We start from the raw sequence: 24,205 nt of genomic DNA on the forward strand, positions 1-24,205 counted from the left end.
TTGCTAGTACAAGGAGGATTAATAAGATGACAAAAGACTATGTGATTGGACTAGATATTGGAACAACCAGCGCTAAATCCGTGATTTTTCAAAAAAGTGGGGTTGTAGTTTCCGAGGACGAACAAAGTTATCCAGTATTCCATTCACACCCTTCATGGGCAGAGCAAGATCCATTGTTGATCGAACAAAGTGCCATTCAAGCGATCAAAAATTCATTAGAAAACAAAGGAATTAACGGGGCGCAAATTTCATCTGTTGGGTTATCCGCTGCGATGCATTCTTTAATCTGTGTCGATAATCAGAACAAGCCTCTTTCTTCTTCTATTACTTGGGCTGACAGGCGAAGTGATGACCAAGCGATGTCGCTAAAAGCGGCTTCTTTAGGAACAGAAATCTATCTGCAATCAGGTACGCCTATTCATCCTATGTCACCACTTTTGAAACTGATTTGGATGAAAGAGACTAGTTTTGAGCCTTTCCTTAAGGCAGCAAAGTTTTTATCAATCAAAGAATTTTTAACATCCAGATGGTTTGGTGTCGATGCCGTCGATTACTCGATTGCTTCTGCTACGGGATTATTTGATATAAAAAATAAGAAATGGAATGAACAAGCGTTGGTTCTAGCTGGAATTAACAGTGACCAGCTATCAAAACCGGTTCCTCCAACGTTTATTTTTCAAGGAATGGATCAAGAAGTTGCTAAGGAAATGGGAGTTCCTGTCGATCTCCCTTTCGCAGCAGGTGGAAGCGATGGCCCACTAGCTAATTTAGGAATTGGTGCGATCAATCCTGGTGAAACGGCGATTACGATTGGAACAAGTGGAGCAATCCGGCAAATGGCTGACCGACCTTTAACTGATGAGAAGCAGGAGGCCTTTTGCTATTCTTTTACTGATGATTTATGGGTTCTCGGCGGACCAACAAATAACGGTGGGATCGTCTTGCAGTGGCTTAAAGACGTACTCGGTCAAAAAGAAATCGATGAGGCTCTCAACCATGGTGGGGACGCTTATTCTAAGTTACTTCTTTCTGCTGAGGACGTTGTGCCTGGAGCTGGCGGACTGATATTTCTCCCCTATTTAAATGGAGAACGAGCCCCTCATTGGGATGCGAAAGCTCGCGGCGCGTACGTAGGATTATCTATGGATCATCGCAAAGAACACATGACAAGAGCTGGATTAGAAGGAGTTCTATTTAGCTTATTGAACGTGAGTGAAGCGTTAGACCGATTAGCAGGAAAAACATCGATTTTGTACGCAAGTGGCGGATTTGCCCGATCGTCTTTTTGGGTTCAAATGCTCGCCGATATTTTTGGTCAAGACGTCCACTTGCCTCAATCCCATCAAAGCTCGGCTTGGGGTGCTGCATGGATAAGTTTGTTTGCTATTGGGGAAGTTAGCGACTTACCATCCATCAAACAACATATTCCAATGAAAGCTGTTGTTCAGCCAAATGGGGTTAACGTTGAGGTTTATCGAAATCTTTATCCTGTCTATCGAAATCTATATGGAGCATTGAAACCAACATTTGACCAGTTGCATTCGTTTAGGGGATAGGATCTGGTAATACAAACAAACAGCCATGTGTGAAGTGCTACTTCACGCTTGGCTGTTTTCTATTTCATTCGACAAGAACCGGGAAGTGGCAGGCACCTTAAGAAGCAAACCTTCTCTTTCTCCACCAGATCACACCAAAACCGATGCTTCCAAATAGGAAAAATAGTGATCCTATTAAGCCGATGTTGAATGTATTTGTTGAGGTATCTGGAAGATTTTCTCCTTTTGCAGCTTTCTTATCCGATATTTCTTCCTTATCTTTGCCTTCTTTATCGTCCTTTACAACCTCTTTATCCTCACCAGGCGCAACTGGCTCTTCTCCATCATTACTATCTCCCTCACCAGGTGCAACTGGCTCTTCTTCATTACTATCTCCTTCACCAGGTGTTGGTTCTTCTTCAATTGGATCTGTAACTGGATCCTCTTCCTTAGGTGCAGCATATTCAAATGTACCTAATTCTTTATTCGTATCTAGTAAGCTTGCAAACACAGTTGCTGTAAAGTCTTTCTCAAGGTCCACATCAGCTGCCACTAGATTTTCCGGATCCACAACAGAACCGCCAAGAATAACTTCTTTTTCAAAATCTATTGATTCTGAACCTACTACAGCTGGATAATCTACCTCTGTAAATACAGTTTTTCCATCTTGTTCAATTTTCACTGTAACTGGGATGACCATGTCAGGATTAGTATTCTCTGTATATCTAGAATCTGGGATAACGTTCATCCACCGTGTAAAATCATTCAATTCTAGTTTTGCAGATAGCTTTAATACATCTCCGTCCACTTCTGCTTCCATTCCTCCAATTGCATGGTCAGCAATTGCTCCGCCAGTGCTATACATATGATCACTTACATAACCGAATGCATCGATCACGTATGGAGTATAAAACGCGCTATCATGTTCCCCATTTTCTATCTCAAAAACATGATCTACGCTGCTTGTACGTAGCTGATTGTCTAACTGAATTGCTGGAACGCCAAATCCATAGACATCACGATTACCAGAGATAAAGTAGTGACTGAAATTTTGTAAATACGTATCACTTACTTCTTCCGCAATAACATTTGGGCTGTTTTCTCCTCCATAGCTAAATGCACCAAAGAAACTGATGACAGAGGAGAAATGGTTTGGATTACGTAAGCCAATTCCATATGCTCCTTGACCACCCATGGAAGCACCCGCTGTCCCGTTAAAACGTGCATCCTCAATTGTGCGGTAGTTTTCGTTAATAAACGGAACCAATTCTTCCGTCACCATTAGTTCCCAGTCATCACGCCACCAACTCAGACCGTCACTATCAGGAATAACGACAATAGTATCCTCGATGTCGCCATTTGCCATACCTTCGCTTAGAAGACCGTCAATCCCATCCATTTCATAAGATTTACTTGTACTATTAAACTGGTGCAACAGATAGGAAACTGGATATCTCTTATTTGAATCAAAGTAGCCATCTGGAAGATAGACACGATAATTCATTTCAGTCTCACCTTCAAGACCTTTTTCACTTGCCGCATAGGTTGAAGGATAACTATCTACATAGAAGGTATCGTGATCACCATAAAGGATCACTTCTCCGTCTTCAATGATGTAGTAATCATTAACCTCTTCAGAAACAGTTTCACCATTTGCCAACTGAATAGTTCTTTCCGACTGATACAAGTACATACCCTGATAGTTATAAACGTTCACCTTAGTATCCGTTACAGTTACATCGCCGTCTCCAGCAACATCTGCTTTTACTTTATTAAGTAATCTATTTTTATCGAAACCAGCTTGGAAATAATCCGGTGCCACTGTTTCAGCAAAGGCGTCAAGATCTTTTGCCTCAATTGCTGCATGTTGCCCTTCTACAAAATTGACAATCTGATCCTTAACAGCAGTGTCTGTTAGTTCAGAAGGTAATCCAACGGTTCGATTATAAGCTGCAGGTGAATATATCCCAACGGGCCCTTCATACCAGCCGCCACCGCCATTAGAATTTGCCATTCTAACTGCAATCGTGTTGGTCCCACCGTAATTTAGAATCGAAGCATCTAAATCATATACACGTTCCACGTCCCACGGACTGCTATTGCTTTGATCAAAGGCTCCTCCGGCTTCTGGAATGCCATTAGCACCAACACGAACACCATTTACATATGATTCATCCGCTTCATCGATTTTACCAAGTGCTAATATTAAATCTTCCTTTGCAAAATTAGCAGGTATATCGAATTCACGTACATACCATGCATAGCCTAACCAATTGGAATTCCCGTCAAGGCTCTCATCAAAATCAGCTGACCACCATCCAAGTGCTGGTTGGACTGTTCCCCAACTGCTCCATACATCCTTCGTTACGTTATCGATTTGATCGAGTGGGACACTTTCGGTATTCGAGTAAGGTTTATACGCATTGAATTTCCAGTCACCCATCAGATCAATTAACTGTTCATCCGGTACTAAACCAGTATCCATAATACGTACTAATGACTTGCTACCTATATCAATCTTAAAACCGAGCATTTCAGCCGTTACCGACACAGTAGAGCTCGTCCCATTCACAATATTCGGAATACTAAACATCCCTTCAAAAGTATCTGGTCCATTAACATCAATTGCCTTCTTATCGGAATGTAGTAAACTTCCGTCTTCTGGATCTGTTAAGCTCACTTCCACTGTCATCTCCGTCGCATGTTCAGAAAGCTCACTAAACGAATCATTTATGTCAATTGTATAATCGACTTCAATGTGTTCGACAGAACTTGCTGCTACCTGTGGAGACAATGACACATCCCCACTCACCATATCAGAATAGAACTGTTGGCTGAAGCGATTAATAACACGACTAACAGATTCCTGTAAATAAGCATCATCATAAGACCCATAGCGCGCCGTGTATTCATGAACATCATATGACATCATAGGATCCCAATTAATGAATAACGTGCCAATTGCATTCGTTGATTTATCCAAATACGTATAGGAATCCTCTGTTGGACCATCAAGATACGTATAATAATTACTAATGTTGTCTTTCCCTATCGTTGAAATAATGTCATATACATTGCCGTATTGTTCATATAATCCATTATCATCACCTGTAAAATTACCACGAATACTGCCGATATTTTTAATCGTATCAGGTTGATTATGCACGGTTTCCTCATCTGTCATACCCATTATGTATGCCATGTAACCTCCAATCCCAACACCGAGAACAGCACGCTGATTAGCTGTAGGAATTGTATTAAAGTTACTATCGACATCAATGATCACTTTATCCATCGCAATACGAAAATCTTCATTTCCATCAAAAGTCGGCATAACGCTAATCATATTACCTGCTTGATCTGTTTCCATCTCACTTTGAATCATCGATACCATTTCATCACCTTTTGACGCTGTCCCATCTTCCGGCATCAAATATAGTACTGGATATGCTCGTCCGTTGTCATCATCATATCCTTGTGGGAGTAACACGTTGTAACCTTCCATTGAAACCTCCTTCACCTCGCCTGCAGCTAAAGTATTGAAATTAAGATTGGATAAAACTAAAATTATCACCATAACTAATGCAAAAATTCTTATCCCCTGTTTCATCTTGAACCTCCTAGTTTTTAAATCAATTAAATTCCTCTACTGCTTTTGTGTTTTTCTTCAGTTGAACATGCTGCCTCTTATAGCTAATCCTCTAACTGTAATCGTTTACAAAACCACTTATTGAGCATACCAAATAAGATTCTCAAGTTAGAACAATCTTTAGGTATGTTTACACATTAATTAAAATTTGTATTTTTTTAGATTTAGGCTTAAAGGGGGATATGCTTTATTCTCTAGATTCTCATAAAATACATATCCCACTTAAGCCCGCATGAATTTAATATTTAGGCACCGCCCAACCCCTACGTCTGCCTAACCTTCAATTTATTCGAAATGTACACTTTTTTGGAGACTCTGCGATTTTCGTTAATTCGTTCTAGAAGCAGATCGACCCCTGTTTCTCCCATAAGCTCCGTATAAATTTTTACTGAGCTTAAAGGAGGGTATACGTATTTCGATACCGTAATGTCATTTATGCCGATAATGCTGACGCGATCAGGAACAGCAATATTTGCATCATTCAATGCTCGTAAGGCACCGATTGCGAGAGGGTCATTTGCCATATAAAAAGCAGTTGGCAGACGATCGCCAAGCGTTTCAATTGCCTCATTCATGAGGCGATAACCGTCATCTACCGAAAAACTACCGACAAAAATTGTCTCTTCATTAAGCAGACCTCGTTCCTTCATAAACATCCGAAAATATTTTTCACGCTCATCCTGAATCGGTGAAATCGTATCCTTAAACGTTTCGTATCCTCCAATGAAGCCGATCTCTTCATGCCCTTTACTTATAAAATAATCGATGATCAGTCTGGAGACCCTTTCAAAATCGATTACAACCGCATCGGAATAGCCTTCGTCGGGATTCGAATCGACAAACACGATTTTCTTATGAATCTTTTTCAGTTCCTTTACTTGATCCGCATTAAATCTTCCGACTGCGATAATTCCATCGATCGATCGGTCGATCGAATCGTAATCATTTTCTACGTATTTAATTAATTTGCAATTGAATGATTCCGCCCGTTTCTCAATTCCAAATCGGATCGCCATATAATAAATATCATCAAGTTCTTCTTTTTCCGTCACCCAATGCAAAAAGGCGATTTTTCGTTCGATCTTTTTTTTGCCTCTTCCTTTGTTGTAGGAAAGTTCTTCAGCAACTTCAAATATTTTTTTCTTCGTATCATCCGTTACAGAAAGCGACTGATCATAATTCAATACACGTGAAACCGTCGATGCAGAAACACCAACTTTTGTAGCGATATCTTTAATTGTAGCCACTATGGGTTCTCCTTCCCTCTCATCTTCTAATTCCTATCGTACATGATTTAATCAACCTCGTCATGTAAAAAATGAAAGTTATTTTCCCTTATAAGTTAAGGATCTTGCATTCATACGGTTCTAAATTGATCCCGTTATGCTGCTTAAGAAGACCGGTATGATTCATAACAAATTGATATGTTTTGCCTTCTAGTGTCGACCTTTGAACTACTTCAACACCTTCATCTGAAGCGATCGTTTCAAGGTTCTGCTTTTCTAGCATTTTTTTAGCCAAACGATCGATTATACCGGATTCGATTCCGCCAGCAATATAATACGCTTGCCCCGCGCCAAATTTGTTAACGGTAACTGCTGCATAATCAGAATAGAAAGCATCGTTATAAGTGTACAGGGCCTCGGCTTCGTTCACTCGAACCATTTCTCGCCATACCTCGCCCTTATGGTATTCTTCCGTTCCGTTTGTAACCGAAAAGCGCTGTCCATCCCCTAATGATTCTACTTCTTCAATGGAAATACCAAGTAGGGATGAGAAAGGTCCTGGTGGACGTGATCCTAAACGCAAGTTATTATGCTCATCCTTCACTCCCGCTCTAAAGGAGAAAACGACTGTCCCTCCATCTTTCGTAAATTGTTCAAGCTTAGCTGTGAAAGAGGTGTCCGTGATTTTCATAACTGGGATAAGTAGAATCTTATAGTTACTTAAATCGGCATCTTTTCGAATGACATCGATCGGCAGATTTTTCTTATAAAAAGGTTCATATAAACGAAGAAATTCTTCATTAATATTAAAACGTGCACTTTCTCGTTGAATTCGCCATGCCCATACGCTATCGAAGTCATATAAGAGTGCAATTTCTGCTTTAATTGGTCCATCGATCGCTTCTTTATAGTCAGATATATCTTCAAAAAAATCTTTTGCTTCTTCGTATTTACGGGTCTTTTGATCATCCGCATCCAGTATTCCTAAACAGTTTTGCTCCGCTCCGCGCGTCATCCCACGCCACCTGAAATAATAAAGGTTGTTCGTTCCATGAGCCATGGCATGATAAGACCAAAGCTTCGCTTGGTTCGGGCGCGGAAGATAGCCAGTTATATCATGACCCTGCGCACCCATCAACTGCTCTACTACTGTAAAGTTCTTCCCTGTTAACCCTCTGACAAAATCCAATGAAAGTGAAAGTGCTGCTGGACTCACTGGCTTCTCCAAGCCGCCCCAAACAGGATAATTGTCATAGGAAACATAATCAAGAGAACGGCTAAATTCATTATGATCAAACCATTTTTCGAAAAAACCTCCAGGAAGATTGGTCGTAACGGTTTGATGTCCACCCTTTAACTCGCGGACTTTTTCGATATGTTTTTGCGCAAATTGATTTAACGATGCGGAACGAAACCTTGCCCAATCCAATCTCATCGCTGGATTGTGGACCGTAATCGTCTCGGTAGGCATTGGAATTTCCTCAAAGGAATGGTACGTCTGTCCCCAAAAAATTGTCCCCCACGTTTCGTTCAATGTCTCAATATTTACATAGTTCGAGCGCAAATACGTCTGGAATGCTTGATGGCAGTTCAGACAATAACAATCATCACTGCCCTCATGACCGAGTTCATTGTCGATTTGCCAAGAATAAAGGGATTCTTCTGTACGGTAATGGGTCACAAGCTTCTCTACGATTCTTAACGAATAGTAAAGGTATTCTGGAGAATTATAGCAGTATTGCCGTCTGCCCCCAAATGCCATTTTCTGACCGTCCTTAGAAATAATATAAATGCTCGGTTCCTTTTTTCCTAGCCAGGCTGGAAATGTCGCTGTCGGCGTTCCGAACATCACTTCTAATTCATATTCTTTGCACTTTGCGATCACATGATCAAAGAACGTGAAATCAAATTTATTTTCGCTAGGTTCCATTAAAGACCAGGCAAATTCGCCAATCCTCACTGCATTGACACCCATCTCTTTCATTCGCATTAAATCAACATCGATCTTCTCTTTCTCCCAATGCTCTGGGTAATAGTCGACTCCTAGACGCATATCGTTCACTCCTCTAAAAGTGAGGTCAAATAATAAACCTCAGAATGAAAATCACCGGCAGTTTCAGCCATCTCGGCATTGACCCCATTAAATCGCAGCTTAAGAGCAAGGCCACTATTCATCAGCTCATCACCCATTAACCGTTCATGTTTTTCGTCTACTTCTCCATCAGGCTCGAAGGACACAATTTTGTATGCTTCATTAGGATTTAAGGATGGGATTCGCAGTTTTTTAGCTTGAGCAGGATTTGCTCCAGCTAGTATGTTGTAATAGCCTACGATCGCCGCAGATCCGTCCCCATTTCGTACCATCCAGGCTGCTTGGTTGGTGGTCGGGTTCATTAGACGAATAAATGTTCCACCGTGCAGGAGAGAACGATGTTTTTTGAAAAATTTAATTTGATTTTTTATGATTTCGCGGTCTTCCTCACTAAGCTTTAAAGGGTCAAGCTCATAGCCGAACGTCCCAAAAAAGGCTGTGTTCGCTCGCGTTGAGAGCGGAACAGTCCGATAGGTTTGATGATTTGGCACAGCAGAGACGTGAGATCCCATCGTTTCAATCGGATATAAAAGAGATGTTCCATATTGAATGGATAAGCGGTCAATCGCATCCGTATTGTCGCTCGTCCATGCTTGGTGAGAGTAATACAGCATCCCCGAATCGAAGCGCCCGCCTCCTCCTGCACACGTTTCAATAAGAATAGTCGGATGAGCGTTCGTCAGTCGTTCTAGTAATTGATAGACACCTAAAATGTAGCGATGAAAAAATTCACCTTGACGATGCACAGGTAGGCTATTAGAATAAGCTTCGGTAATATTTCGATTCATATCCCATTTTATATAGCTAAGCTTCGTGCTTTTTATGATCGTATCGATTTTTTGATAAAGATAATCAACCACTTCCTGCTTTGAAAAATCAAGCACAAATTGATTTCTTCCAAACGATGACGTACGATCAGGTGTTTGAATAACCCAGTCGGGATGCTCCGTCATTAATTCACTCTTTTTGCTAATCATTTCAGGCTCAAACCACAATCCAAACTGCATACCTAGCTTTTGAATTTTTGCTGCTAACGTATCTAGCCCTTGCGGAAATTTGTCTCGATTGACGAACCAATCTCCAAGAGAGGTTTTATCGCTATTTCTTTTTCCGAACCAGCCATCATCAAGTACGAATAGTTCAACACCTAATTGCTGTGATGCTGAAGCTATTTCAAATAATTTTTCTTCATCAAAGTCAAAGTATGTTGCTTCCCAATTGTTGATCATAACCGGTTTTGCCGTATTCGTCTTACGTACTAAATGCTCACGGTACAGAGTGTGAAAGACCTGACTCATTCCGTTCAAGCCATGATCGCTAAAAACAATAATCGCTTCTGGTGTATCAAAGGTATCGCCTTTTTGAAGCTCCCATGAAAATTGAAAGGGATGAATCCCTAAAAGAAAACGTGTCGTACCGTAATGATCAACCTCTACCTGTGCTAAGAAGTTACTGCTATACACGAGTGAAAACCCAATTACTTCTCCGCTGAATTCAGTCGTTTCTTCCTTTTTTAATACAGCAAACGGATTTTGCGCGTGCGAGCTCGATCCTCTCACACTTGAAATTGCCTGAATCCCCTGCTCTAACTTCCTTTTTTTGAGATTCCTTTCTCTCGCCCACGCTCCTGAGAGGTGAAGGAACTCATAGTCACTAGTGGGTAAATCGAAGCTTAGACTCATGAGCCGATTAAGCTTTAATGCTTCTAATCGGTGATTGGTAATCGATGCCGATCGCGTCAAAACAGGAAGATCTGCAAAAAGCGTATACGTAAGCTTCAGCTCCGCTTCTAACAAACGATCCCATAATCGAATTTCGAGGGTTTCTGCTTCATGATCAGCGGCATACGTCGCTGGCAATCCATTTATTTTCTTTTTCCCTTTGTGGATCTCGAAAGAAGAATAGACAAAATTCGATATAGTTGCTCCGTTTTCGGTTTCTAATTCAAGTGCAGGATCGCGAAAATCTGTTGTTCCATAACTAGGAAATTCCTGCAGCCGTGTTTCAAGGCTAAAGGCAGGATCCTCCAAGTAAGGATGAGCAGTGTTCGGGGTTGGGGAATTCACCTGAATAAGCGAAGCAAAGCTATCTTTCTGAGAAATCCGTTTCCCATAATAAAGCTGGCCAAGCTGGCCATTTTTCATCACATGAAAAATATAGCTTATGCTCTCATTTTGCAGGTGAAATTCCATCTTACTCTCGTTGACGTAAATCATAATGAACTGGCTCCTATCCTAAAACAGCTTTATTTAATAATTGAATGTTGGTTGTATTGGTGTGCTCAAGTTCGAGTACTAGCACGGCATTTTCCCCTTTTTTTAAGAGCGGAGCTGGTAAGTAAAGGGTTTGTTGAGGACCGATATTCCAGTAACGACCAAGATGAAAGCCGTTAATCCAAACATTTCCCTTCGTAAATCCTGTTAGCGAAACAAACTTATCCTGTGGCTCGCTGATCGTTACCTCACCCTTTAGAAGAAATGGATAACGCGATTCTCCAGCTTCAGGCAATGTCATGCTAACATCCTCAAACGCCACGCTGTACATTTCCCAGTCGAAGTGGTATCGATTGTTAATCCACAGATTTTTTACGAGTCCTTTCGAATCTTGAAGATGCTTTCCGTAATTGACACGCCCCATATTCTCAACGAGTAATTCCAATGTGTTTACTTCGTCTGGAAAGAAAAATGTGCGCTCTTTTTTGTCTTCATTAAGGTCGTATGTCGTTTGAAATTCTCCATTTATATAGATTAACGCTCGATCTTGAACGGGTGTGAGGTCGATAATCTTTTCTCCACTGCCGCTAATTTGTGTACGGTAAAGAACGTAGCCATAATTCTGATCTAGTTCTTCAAAACTTAGTGGAGCAGGTGCTTTTGTTAAGGTTGCAACCGTATCTAGCGCAGCGAATAAACTGACTTTTTCTGTTAACTTGACGGTCATTTCTTCTGTCCGTACTCTCTTTGATTCCTGCTTAGCAGGTACATCAAGCTTCTGGAAAGCATATAGGATTTTCTGCACTTCATAGAATTTGGCTGTTCGTTCACCATCTTCCGTTAAAAGGGCGTCATAATCGTAGCTTGTAATGGTTGGATCATAGGTTTCGTAGTGATTAGCTCCATTCATGAAGCCAAAATTTGTTCCGCCGTGAAACATATAGAAATTAACAGACCAGCCTTTATCAAGCAATTCTCCGAAAATTTCACCTGTGTCATCTTCACCTCGCACATGGTGTGGATTTCCCCAACTGTCAAACCAACCAATCCAAAATTCTGCACAGAATTTCGGACTGCCGGGTTTCAATCGCTCGAGGTGCTCTTCTGCTTCATCGACACGCGAACCGAAGTTCAAGGTTGTTAGAACATCCGGAAGGGATCCCGCTTCAATCATATCTGGGCCATCTGAGGTGAAAAGAAGGACGTCGAGTTTGTGTTTTTCGTACATCTCTTTTATCGCTCGCAGATAGCTTTTATCATCTCCATACGCGCCGTATTCATTTTCAATTTGCATCGCTATGACTGGTCCGCCCTGTGTTCGCTGTAGTGGAGCAAGCTTTGGGAGAAGAACGTCAAAGTATTCTTCCACTTGCTTTAAATAGGCCGGATCTGAGCAGCGCAGGCGCATATTTTTATCCTTAAGAAGCCATGCGGGAAGACCGCCGAATTCCCACTCTGCACATATATAGGGTGATGGCCGTAAAATAACATACAGTCCGAGTTTTTCAGCGAGTCTAACGAAGGCTTCAACGTCTGCTAAGCCTGTGAAGTTAAACATTCCCTTCTTTGGCTCATGCACATTCCACGGGAGATAAGTCTCCACTGTATTGAACCCGCATTCTTTCAGTTTCAACAGGCGGTCCTCCCATAGTTCTGGCACGACTCGAAAGTAGTGAATGCTCCCAGACAAAATACGGAAGGGCTTGTCGTCTAAATAAAATTCGTTCCCTCTTGTTTCTAGCATGTCGATTCTTCCTTTCTATTTCAAAGCACTGCCGAGCATTCCAGATATAAAATGCTTTTGCAAAACTAAGAAAAAAATCATAATAGGGATAGTAGCGATCGAAATCCCGACCATCATTTGTCCGTAATCTGTAAACGATACACCGCTTAATGTCGACAATGCCACTGGGAAAGTAAACATATCCTGCGTACGTATTGCAACGAGCGGCCACATGAAATTATTCCATTGAAACATGAAAAGGAAAATAGCTGTCGCAGCAAGTGCCGGTTTCATCGATGGCAAGACAATTTGCATAAAAATTCTAAATTCCCCTGCTCCATCTAACCGTCCCGATTCTAACAGTTCAGTTGGAAAGGATAAGAAATTTTGCCGCATTAAAAAGATCGCAAACGGATAGCAAAGCTGAGGTGCAATAAGCGCAAAGTACGTATTTAATAAATTAAAGCTTCCCATCATTTGAAAAAGTGGAATGATCGTCGCTTGATATGGGATCATCATCGATAGAATAAAGATTGTAAAAATCGTTTTTCTTCCTTTGAAATCAAATTTCGCAAAAGCATATGCCGCTGTTGTACTGACAATTAACGCAAGAATAACGTACGTTCCTGATACGAAAAGGGAATTAAACAAAACTCTCCAGATTCCTACCGCATTATCTAGATTTGTTAGATTCGTCATAAATTGATCGCCTGGAATTAAGGTTGGAGGACTAGTGAACATTTTATCCGAGCTGTTCGTTGATCCAATAACCATCCAGTAAAAAGGAAAAACAGAAATAATTAAAAAGATGGTGAGAAGAACGTACATACCGATTTTTCCTGTGGTTTTATTCGTCTTTGTTGAATTCATGATTCATCACCCGTAATTCTGAATTGGAGGTACGATAATATCGCTACAAGTACTACGACTACATAAGCCACTGCACTTCCGTAGCTGAAATCGAAATATTCAAATCCATTTTCATAAATATATAGTCCCAAAGTCATCGTTGCATTCCCCGGTCCGCCACCTGTTAAGTTAAATGGCTCATCGAAAAGCTGCAATGTACCGATCGTAGAAAGAATACCCGCAAACAAAATGACTGGTTTTAGGGAAGGAACCGTAATAGAGAAAAATTGTCTAATCTTCCCTGCTCCATCAATCGATGCGGCTTCATAAAGCTGTTCAGGGATATTTTGAAGCCCGGCAAGAAAAATAATCATATTGTATCCAGTCCAACGCCAAGTCATCGCCATAATAATCGAGACCTTTGCCCACGCCGAGTCGGAAAGCCATGGTATAGGACCAATTCCGATGTAGCCGAGTAATTCATTAAATAGCCCATTATTTTGCAGCATAATGGAAAAGAGTAGTGAATATGCCACTAAAGAAGTAACCGCTGGCAAAAAGAATGAAACCCGGAAGAAACCTTTAAGCTTTAAGAGCTGACTATTAAGTACTGCGGCTAACACCATTGCCAATACAATCATGATCGGCACTTGAAAAATAAAAATCGTAAAGGTGTTCGTCAATGCGGTTCGGAAAATAGAGTCTCCTGCCAACCGAATATAGTTCGACAATCCTGCAAAAGAATAAACCCCTGCTTCATACTTTTGAAAGCTTAAGTAGAAAGAAGCTAAAATTGGATAGGCCGTGAAAATCGCAAACAAAATCACTGCCGGTGCAATAAAAATATAGGGTGTCCTTTTTGAATGGTTCATAGCTAACCCAGCTTTCTAACATCTTAGTCACGATGTTTAATAGTGTTATTTATCTTTTAATAAGAAAAAGACGCGAAAAACCATGTAGAAAAGGCTTTTCGCGCCTCCAAACTAATTAATGCGATTATCTAACTGTGCAGCTGCCGCTTCAAGAGCTTCCTGCACGTCCATTCCACCAATAACTTCTGCTTGCGCCGTTTCTGCTTCATCACGAGCTACAGCGTAGTTACCTGTGTAGTTTGCGTAAGGAATATCTTCCATCATTCCAGCAAACATTTCCCAGATCGCTTGATCTCCAAAGTAAGCATCTGGAGCTGTGAAGACATCTTCATCGTAAATTGTGTTTAATGATGGGAAAAGCCCACCTTCCATTGCCATCAACTGAACTTCTTCAGATGTCGAGAAAAACTCGATGAATTCATACGCTAAGTCTGGATTTTCTGTGCGAGATGAAATTACGTAGTTACTTCCACCTAAGTTTGCTGATTGGTTTCCACCTTCTTCAAAGGCTGGAAGAGGCATTACCCCCCATTGTCCTTCTAGATCAGGAGCTTGTGCCATTAAAGAACCTGTAAGCCATGCTCCAGTTGGAGCAGTTGCTACCGTACCATTCGCTAATCCTCCTAGCCACGCATCCCAGCCAACTAGGTTTTCATTTAAACCTTCTGCATCAAGTTGTTGAACAATTTCCATCGCTTGAACAGCTTCTGGAGAATCTATATCGATATTATTGTTATCATCAAAATAAAATTTCCCTTGTTGATTAAGCATAATTCTAAAAAGACCATCGTCATTGTTAACATCTACACCAGTAATCGCTACGTCGAGTTCGTCTCTTAGCTGGTGACCGGCATCAACAAAGTCGTCCCATGTCGCGATCGATTCGGCATCAATTCCTGCCTCTTCGAAAAGATCAGTTCTGTAAAAAACGCCTGTTGGGCCTGCATCAAATGGCACACCGTGAATTTCATCATTAATGGATAGTAATTCTGTCTTAAATTCCGGAAATTTATCGCCATGCTCTTCAAGAAAACCATATTCAGAAAGGTTCAAAAAGTCATCAGGAAATGAATTTAAGTACCCTTGCAGTCTGTCGTCTTCGACAAGCATAATATCTGGCAATCCTTCACCATTTGCTTGTAAACCAGTTGTAATTTGTTGATACACATCTGGCGTTCCAGTTTCCCTAATATCAAGTTCAAAGCCTGGGTTTTCCTCTGCGAATAAATCGGCAGCCTCTTCAAGCACTGGAATATTAATATTCCATGCCCACGCTGTTAATACAGTCGTTTCTTCAGATGCATTGTCGCTGTTCTCACCTGCGTTTTCAGTTGCATTTTCATTCGCGTTTTCATCATTGTTCCCGCCGTTATTGTCTCCGCAAGCGATTAACAACAAAGCCGTTAAACTAAGCGCTGCTCCAACTTTAATTCTTTTCATATGATGACGCCTCCTTAGAAGTAGCTTATATGTAAGCCCTTTCTCATATCATAAATGGGACAAGTAAATAAGTCAACAACTATTTAGTAAATAATTTAGTAAATATATTATTAATTTGATTTTCAGCATAAAAATCTGAAATATATGCATAGACTCTTTAAATTTATGCATTGACTCTCTATTTATCAGCATAGCACACGAGTTTTTGTGCATATCCAATTTATATAGCCAACCTCCCCACTGCTTCGGCAATACAAATGAACTGCCATGCGTGAAGTGCTTTCCCTCACACATGGCAGTTTTCTAATTATCACTATTCACCCACCCGATTCGTTTCCACCCTGAGTAAAGCACACTACTATTTTGTGCGGAAAGAAAACATGATATGCAGTTATAAATCATAAGAATAGTACTGATTTCAGCATAGAACGAAGAAATTTGTGCATAGACTCTCTTTTTTTGTGCATTGCCACCGATTTTTCAGCATAAGTCTTGATTTTTCAGCATAACCCTCAAATTTTTGTGCATAAACTCTCAATGCAGCAAAAAGAAAGCTCCAGGACAACCTCCTGGAGCTTTGCTCGCCACCCTACAGCGACATCTTAATTACTTTCTTATAATAAAGCACAGACAGGATGCAAAATATCGAGTACAGCGTGGCATACAATCCCATGACAATGATCATCGGTGCCCCTAGCTCGGTGCCTGTACAACGAACAATAATCGCTTGGCCCTTGTGAAGTTTCGGCCGGAAATTTATTTGTAAGTGCGATAATTTTCAACTATTATTTTTCGGGGACAACGCACGCTGTCCCCTTGTTTTCTAATCCTACCTCATTGCAAAATCAATACCTATCATTCGATATACATCGGGAAGTCGCACCCCATTACCAACCACAAGAACCGTCCCCGCGGTCAACAGTAGCAGCACTTAAGCTTTTCTTTGTCTTCTGGTAAGAATCAAGAAAGCTAATCCAATAATTACTAGACCTATTCCGAATATAATCATATTATATGTGGTAGTTGCTGTATCAGGTAATAAACCTCCATCATCATCCTCGGTTGTATCAATTACTTCTTTTTCCATATCTTCAGATTGAATAGTTTCATCAGATATTTCTCCTGTTTCCTTTTCTTTTTCCTTTTCATAGGCAACAGTTGATATTAGTGTATTCGTAATATCAAAACCATCGATCGACGTTTCATAACCACTGACTGGCTCTTCTTCGATCGTGTAGCTATACTCGACACCTTGCTCATCGTATTTAGGCAACTCATCGAAGGTGTAGACCCAGCCATTCTCCGCGGTGACTTCTTCTGTTCCGACATTCTCACCGTTTTGAAGAAGGTTGACAACTATCATGTCTGGACGGTCTTCCGACTCGTCATCTAACCACGATTTCGTTACCTCTATCGATGTTTCTCCTGATCGGACGTTCGTGATGTCGTAGCCGTTAACTAACGTTGTATATCCATCGACCTCATGTTCTTCCACGGTATACGTAATCGATTGACCGTTCTCATCGTATGCAGCTAAATAGTCAAACTGATATTGCCAGTCATTGTCTGCCGTCATATCTACCGTCTCGTACACGGCTCCGTTCTGGAGCAGATCGACCGTGATCGAGGTTGGTCTATCTTCTGACTCGTCATCCAACCATGCTTTTGTCACCGCGACAGATGTTTCACCCGTTCGCGTATTGATAAGCTCGTAACCGTTAATTTTTGAATCGTATCCAGGTACGCCGTGCTCTGTCACTGTGTATGCATAAGCTTTCCCTTGCTCATTAAATTCAGCAAGATTGGTAAAGCTATATGCCCAGTCCATCTCTGCATCTATTTCTTGTGTCTCAATAACCGCGCCGTCTTTTAGTAAGTTTACGACAATCGTTTCCGGTCGATCTTCTGGATCATCGTCTCTCCATGTTTTGCTCACATCTACATCAATCGTTCCGACGCGTAAATTCGTGATATTATAACCATCAATCGATGTTTCATATCCACTCACTGGTTTTTCGACGATCGTGTAGCTATACTCCACACCCTGCTCATCATATTTTGGCAAATCTTCGAAGGTATAGACCCAGCCATTCTCCGCGGTGACTTCTTCTGTTCCAACAATCTCACCGTTTTGCAGAAGGTTCACCTCGATCATGTCCGGACGATCTTCTGACTCGGCATCTAACCATTCTTTCGTCACTTCTACAGATGTTTCACCCGACCGGACGTTCGTGATGTCGTAGTGATCGATGATCGAATCATAACCATCAACCGGTACTTCTTCGATCGTATAATCGTACACAACACCGTTTTCATCGAATGCATCCAGCTCATCGAAACTGTAACGCCAGTTTGTATCATTCGTAATTTCCTGTACCTCTAAGACCTCACCATTTTGAAGAAGCTGAACTTCAATCAAATCTGGTCGATCTTCTGACTCGTTATCTAACCACGTCTTTGTCCCTTCTACCTCAGTAGATCCAACACGCAAATTTGTAATCTCATAACCATCGATCGACGTTTCATAACCACTGACTCGCTCTTCTTCGATCGTATAGTCATATTCATTTCCATTTGCATCAATTGCATCAAGACCTTCAAATGAGTAGGTCCAATTATCATCACTTGTCAGCTCTGCCTCATTAATCCTCTCCCCGTTTTGCAAAAGGTTAACGGTAATCGAGTCTGGGCGCAAACCAGATTGATTATTATCGTCTTTCCATATCTTCACAATATTGATATCGACTAATTGATAGTTTGGAACTTGTACTTCAACTCTAGCATCAGAACCAAATTCAATCTCGAATGGAATGTCTCCCCTAAGCCCTTGATAACCTTCAAGCGGCTCTACTTCTTCAAATACATACTGACCTGGCCGTAAATTTTCTACTATGATTTGACCATTTTCATCAGTTGAGTGAATAGTTTCATCATACGTGCCATCATTGACTAATGAAACGGCATTTAATGTGAACGCTACACCTTCTAACGTATCTTCAGAATTACCATCAACTTTAATCAGTTCGACTGTTCCTGTAATAATTTCGTTTTCGACCTTTCCTATATAAATCGTTTCCGTGTTTGTTCCAGCTTTTACTTCAAACGGTTCAGTTACCCCGTCACCTTGAATGGTATAACCAGTTGGTGCTTCTGTTTCTTGTAATCGATACTCGCCTTCTGGTAATCCTGTAATACGTAGTTCACCGTTCGTATCTGTCACTAAGCCAGTAAAACCATCGATTGTTTCATCCGTATTATTGGCATTCACCACATCAAAAACTGCACCTGCTAGAATATACTCACTGTCTGCATCTACTTTCTGCAGCTGAATATCTGCATATGGGCTGTTTTCAACTTCTACGATTATCGTCTGAGTATGGTGAACATGATTAAGTGTAACCTCTACTTCAATCGGCTCATCACTTATGATATAACCTTCTGGTGATGCACTTTCTTCTATTTGATAGGTTCCTGGTTTTAAATCGTCAAAAATAACGATTCCATCTTCATTTGTTGTTGCTATCTGTTCATCAACTGTATATTTCCCACTTACATAAATCAAAGTGAATGCAGCATCTTCAAGCGTTTTACCATTAATGTCATCTTTTTTCGTTAGTTTGATAGATGTTGCTCTCACTTCATTTTCAATTGTACCCGTACCAATTTCAATCGGATCTTGTTGACCTAACTCAATTTCAAATGGAATTGGCTCATCATCTAAAATCGTAAATCCAAATGGGGCCTGGGTTTCCACTAATTGATAATTCCCTGGGCGCAAATCTCCCGTACTAACGAAGCCATTTTCATCAGATGTTACAGTTCGTACAAAATAACCTGATACTGTCTGAACTTCAAATAGTGCACCTTCGAGTCCTGATCCATCCTCGGCGTCCACTTTTTTCATTTCAGCACTTCCATGAATCAATTTATTTTTTACAGTTATTTCTGAATTGACCTGATTAACCGTAACAGTTACGGTATCTTCAATTCCCGCTACATAACCCTCAGGAGCTTCTGATTCTTTTAATAGATAATTACTGTACAACAGGTTATTAAACGCAGCAATTCCATTGGCATCTGTTGTCGCAGTTCTGAGTAGCACAACTCCGGTTTCATCGTAAAGTTCGAAAGTTGCCCCTTCCAATACTTCATCGGTGTCATCAAAGTCAACTTTTGTCACTTGTAGTGAACCGACTTCACCAGTAATTGAACCACTGATATTATTAAAACTAATCCTATTTGATGTTTCGTTGCTATCAACGATTTCTTCTTCGCCTTTCGCTTCAAACGTTACTTTATTAGAAATTGTCCCATCGCCCTCGTAAAGAATATACGAATCATATTCTAGAACGTAAGCACTGTCGACTTCGTTTTCAAATGCAACCGTAAACGACTCTTGGCCACTTTCGTCTTCGCTAAATTCTAGTGTATAATCTTCCCCCTCTTCTAAAGTCACGTTCGAGTTCTTATTAATATTGTTCCCATTGATCGTCGTTTCATAGATAACTAACGTATCTCTTAGAATCGTCTGATTGATACTTGGAATATCTGTTATTACTAGGTCTGATACTGTAGATTGGCTAAAGTTAATATTAATACTCCAATTTACGATCCGACCATTTGCTTGATTTTGCTGTCCGCGCTTATTCAAAAACTCCCCACCATAACGAGGATTTACCGTCGCAGACAGATCAATATCATCCTTGTTACTACTTATTATAGTCGCTTCATTAAAGTATTTACCTTTAACGACCCGATCGTTAAGGTCTGTTGTATACTCAACAATGAAAGGAGTTGTAATATCACCTAAAGTTACGGTAAATCCGGGTTCACCTTCAGGACCTGTTGCTTCTTCGATCACAAACCCCGTAACCTCTTCTCCCTTTTCGTAACCATTTGCACTTCCAGTTAAATTCATTTGATAAACTTTAACACTATCAATCTCAAAGTTCTGATTCCCTAAAATAAAGTCCTCCACGACGACATTATCGAGTGTTTCCTTATTATAGTTAACCCCGATGGTCCACGTGATTTCTTTATTCTCAAGGTCATAGCTGCCGTGTTTAAAACCGTTATTTTTCGTATAATCATCTGGGTCAAACGTAGCGTCATCCTCACGCGTTACCGGCTCAGTTTCACTTTCAGGCACCCATTCAAGCGAAACACTGTTTGTGTAACCATCACTTCCTCTGCCCGCTTCATCTATGTTAAATGAAGTTGTATACGTAATATAAACACGTTTTTCTAAATCTTGATTGAATTGAATCTCTATTACTCCAGTTGATTCATCATAGCTATAATCATACTGGTCACCGTCTCCCCAAGTATCGCCATCATGCGTCACTTGTAAGTTCTCCGGTGTAAACCCTTCTGGTAAAGTATCCGTGAAAATAACATCTTTCATCACTCGTTCATCACGGTTTATTAACACCGACCAGTTCGTTTCTTTTGTTTCGTAGTCAGTTGAACCGTGAGATTTAATGAAGATCCCTTGCCTAATCGGCCGACTGCCTTCTGACGTGTTATCAAATTCATCTGATATCGTATTATCTATCGTGATATCGGCATCCACACGATCGATTGCTGTTGTCTCATAAATAATCTTATAAGCTCCATGAATCTGTTCTTTAAAATTAAAATTAAAACCCTCGTCTGTCACTGTTAGCGTATAATCATCAGGGCTAACAGATGTTGTCCCCACTTCTTCTCCCGTATCCTGATCAATCTCCACAGCCATCACAACAAAGCTACTGTCGACTAATTTTTGATTATCGCCAAAAATATCAGCCAGCTTCGCATCATCCTGTGAGATGACTTTTTCATCATAGTTATATCTTACTTCCCAACTAATTGTTTGGGAAACGTCATCGTAATGTGTAGCCTCCTTCTCAAGTGGTTGGCCACGATTTACAGAAACACTCGCTTGTGTACTGACTGGATCATACTCATCTCCAGATAATGTTACATTGTTTTTATATGTTTGACCGATCATATCGTTGACTTCTGTTTTATAAACCACTCGATAAGCTGAATCAATCGTACCCAGTTCAAGCGGGAACACAGAGCCAAACTCATGATCCATTAACTCTGTAGCGCCATCAACTTCACCGTTGGCATTCATATTCAGCTGATAAACTCTTAAAGAGCCATCTATAAATGAATGATCACCCTCTGTAAGGACATCTTCTAATACAGCATTTTCGATCGTTTGCAGGTTTTTATTTAAATCAACCGTCCATTCAATCGTTTCTGTATTGTAGCCACGATTCCCAATCCCACGCTTTTCAATGGCAGCCGCATCGGGAATAAATATAATAGGGAACTCCAAATTATCTTCCCCTGAAATAGGAATTATAATCGTGTCACCAATGGCTGGTCCGTCATAGTTTTCATCGAAATTAGATTCAAGCTTAATATTCCCTGTAATATTTGATTCCATCTGAATATTTTCATTGAAGGTAATAATAATGTCATTACCTTCTGTGTAGAAAGAACCAAAAATAGTACCATCTCCACGCGCCAGATCCTGTTGTTCTGTTTCTGGAACATGAGGAATCTTGAAAATGTCAGGCACTTGGATTGTGAAGGTTGACCCATCACCATAAATATGATTATTAGGTAAAGCAAATTCATATTTCAGCACGAGCTCTGATTGATTATAAGGACTCTCGATAATTATTTCTTCACCATTTTGGAGCTCAACCCCATCTTTTGTCAACGTCACTCCAGTGATGATATTTTCCGTAATTTCAGTACTCATAACAGAAAAATCTTCTGTTGGTACTAATGACTCTTCTTCAGACTGAGGCTCACCACTTTCCTCGACCTTATCCTTTATGTCATCTTCATTTTCATTTCCGTCGTTCTCTTCCGTCACTTGCTCTGTTTCATTTTCAGTCTCTTCACCAGATTCTTCATTAAATTGCTCATCGGATGAACTAGATTCTTCTTCTAACACTTCTTCTGCATTCGTATCAGCTGATTCATCGAGATTATTTCCTTCCTCCTCTTCTTCAATCTCAACTACAGCCTCGAAGTGGATCGTTCCTTCAGCGTTTTCATATTTTTCAATAATCTCGTTGAACGTCACAGTTAATGTTCCATCAAGTGTTATGTCATACTTTCCCACTTCCACAAGGTCTTCCTCTACATCCTGATCAACATTCACAGCACCTGACATTTCCTGTTCTAGATGTAGTTCATCAGGTAAAGCAAGTACTTCAGAATAACCTTCTTTTATCTCTACCTCTGAACTAGACCATAAGACTTCTACTTCTATTTTTGTTGATTCTTCCAACTTGTCCAAATCAACTTTCTGACCTTCCTCATCAGCGAATGTCACATCTTTAAACACACTCGGATCAATATTACTTGCTGCAGCTCCGAGCGGAATAAATAGACTGCTTGAGATTGTCTGAAAAACCAATGTCATGATTAACAACATATTCAACGTCTTTTTAGCCATGTTAATTCCCTCTTTCTATTCCATCATTGTGAATAGGTAAATCATTTAAGAACTTGATTCATTGGCACACTTAAAACAACTGATTCACTCACACGTAAATCAGTTGAATCTTCCAATTTCTAGTTCGCCCCTTAAAGAAAAATGTTTACTAATCACATATAATATTCCTCCCTATAATATTGATATTTTTGTAAGCTTGCTCCTTCCTACAATATTGCTATTTTGTATTTTTATTCCTAGTTTTTGTTTACCGTGGGGACGGTTCTTCCGGTAAACGATTGTTAATTCCAATCATCCTTCTCTCGTGTTAACGTATCGCAGTCAATTAATTTAAGTTATTTCGATGTATTGCAGGGATAAAATACGCAAAAAAAACAAGCATTTAAAATGCTTATTAGGGTATCGTATTTTCAAGTAGAAGTGGAAGTGCTAGTAAGCGAAATAATAGAATCAATTATTGTCGTAGGATTACCAGATACTTTTAAAAGAATCGAAGGAGTTAGTTTCAGCAGCAGTATATAAATAATTTACTATTAGTAGCCATTAATCTCCTCCTAAGATAAAAAGAATGGCCCTTATTTGACTTAACCATGCGATTATTCTTGATATATTAATAGTAGAAACTTCTTAAAGGAGTCTGTCCTTTCTGCAGAACGAATGCTAGGAGCTAAAATTAATACTTTAGATTATATTTTTAATAGCCGTGATTTGTTTCATTAGTACTAATAGAATTGGTCTATATTTAATGTGTATCAATTTACACTTGAAGGCATGGATACTTCCGACTTTGCTGAAGTATGTATACAATGCTTCTCTTAGGATTAGTTTTACTCCTTATAGGAACTGCAACATTCTTAATCTCACGTAAAATGGGACGAAGGAACTGCACTCAGAATATTTAAAGTGAAAGGGGACCGAATTCTCACGGATCCCGATATCAGCATAGAACCAAAAAATATATGCATAATCCCGCTTCTTTTGTGCATTAACTCCCTAATTTTCAGCATAAACCTCGAGTTTTGTGCATACAACTCCGATTTTTCAGCATAAATCCTCAATACAGTAAAAGGAAAGGTCCATCCTCCGCCTAAATATTTCGACCATAAGAACCGTCCCCATGGTCACCCATGGTCACCCATGA

General features: G+C 40.3%; 11 protein-coding genes and 1 pseudogene. 2 read left to right on the top strand and 10 right to left on the bottom strand.

Going from position 1 to position 24,205, the window contains the following annotated elements; all coding sequences use genetic code 11:
* Window positions 1–26 precede the first annotated feature (26 nt).
* Window positions 27–1,556, top strand: a complete 1,530-nt coding sequence (locus ACM26V_RS15085; RefSeq protein WP_416147550.1) for a gluconokinase — start codon at window positions 27–29, stop codon at window positions 1,554–1,556.
* 97 nt (window positions 1,557–1,653) lie between these two features.
* Here ACM26V_RS15085 and ACM26V_RS15090 read toward each other — a convergent pair whose 3' ends face one another.
* From ACM26V_RS15090 to ACM26V_RS15135, 10 genes and pseudogenes are all read right to left on the bottom strand, one after another.
* Window positions 1,654–5,145 carry an alpha/beta hydrolase-fold protein gene (locus tag ACM26V_RS15090; protein WP_416147551.1) on the bottom strand — a complete coding sequence of 1,164 codons (3,492 nt, stop codon included), beginning with the start codon at window positions 5,143–5,145 and terminating at the stop codon, window positions 1,654–1,656.
* A 302-nt stretch (window positions 5,146–5,447) separates the two neighbouring features.
* Window positions 5,448–6,431, bottom strand: coding sequence for a LacI family DNA-binding transcriptional regulator (locus tag ACM26V_RS15095; protein ID WP_416147552.1), 984 nt, complete (start codon window positions 6,429–6,431; stop codon window positions 5,448–5,450).
* Window positions 6,432–6,519: 88 nt separating this feature from the next.
* A complete protein-coding gene (locus ACM26V_RS15100) occupies window positions 6,520–8,463 on the bottom strand; it encodes a beta-galactosidase (protein ID WP_416147553.1) in 1,944 nt (647 codons plus the stop codon).
* A gap of 5 nt (window positions 8,464–8,468) precedes the next feature.
* Window positions 8,469–10,718, bottom strand: coding sequence for an alpha-galactosidase (locus ACM26V_RS15105; RefSeq protein WP_416147554.1), 2,250 nt, complete (start codon window positions 10,716–10,718; stop codon window positions 8,469–8,471).
* Between the two features lie 13 nt (window positions 10,719–10,731).
* Entirely contained in the window at window positions 10,732–12,459 is a 1,728-nt protein-coding gene (locus ACM26V_RS15110; RefSeq protein WP_416147555.1) for a beta-galactosidase, read from the bottom strand.
* Between the two features lie 15 nt (window positions 12,460–12,474).
* Window positions 12,475–13,308, bottom strand: a complete 834-nt coding sequence (locus tag ACM26V_RS15115) for a carbohydrate ABC transporter permease (protein WP_416147556.1) — start codon at window positions 13,306–13,308, stop codon at window positions 12,475–12,477.
* Window positions 13,305–14,159, bottom strand: a complete 855-nt coding sequence (locus ACM26V_RS15120) for a carbohydrate ABC transporter permease (RefSeq protein ID WP_416147557.1) — start codon at window positions 14,157–14,159, stop codon at window positions 13,305–13,307. The genes ACM26V_RS15115 and ACM26V_RS15120 overlap by 4 nt, the downstream gene beginning before the upstream one ends.
* Window positions 14,160–14,270: 111 nt before the next feature.
* Window positions 14,271–15,599: an ABC transporter substrate-binding protein gene (locus tag ACM26V_RS15125; RefSeq protein WP_416147558.1), complete on the bottom strand. Its 1,329-nt coding sequence runs from the start codon at window positions 15,597–15,599 to the stop codon at window positions 14,271–14,273.
* 589 nt (window positions 15,600–16,188) lie between these two features.
* A pseudogene (locus ACM26V_RS15130) lies at window positions 16,189–16,305 on the bottom strand (hypothetical protein); the annotation flags it as partial.
* A 225-nt stretch (window positions 16,306–16,530) separates the two neighbouring features.
* Window positions 16,531–23,064 (bottom strand): Cna B-type domain-containing protein, encoded by a 6,534-nt coding sequence (locus tag ACM26V_RS15135; protein ID WP_416147559.1) that lies wholly within the window; start codon window positions 23,062–23,064, stop codon window positions 16,531–16,533.
* 387 nt (window positions 23,065–23,451) lie between these two features.
* Between ACM26V_RS15135 and ACM26V_RS15140 the strand changes: the two genes are divergently transcribed.
* Window positions 23,452–23,586: a hypothetical protein gene (locus ACM26V_RS15140; RefSeq protein ID WP_416147561.1), complete on the top strand. Its 135-nt coding sequence runs from the start codon at window positions 23,452–23,454 to the stop codon at window positions 23,584–23,586.
* The last annotated feature ends 619 nt before the right edge of the window (window positions 23,587–24,205 follow it).

Origin of the sequence: Salipaludibacillus sp. HK11 (assembly GCF_047795645.1) — a bacterium.
Taxonomy (GTDB): Bacteria; Bacillota; Bacilli; order Bacillales; family Salisediminibacteriaceae; genus Salipaludibacillus.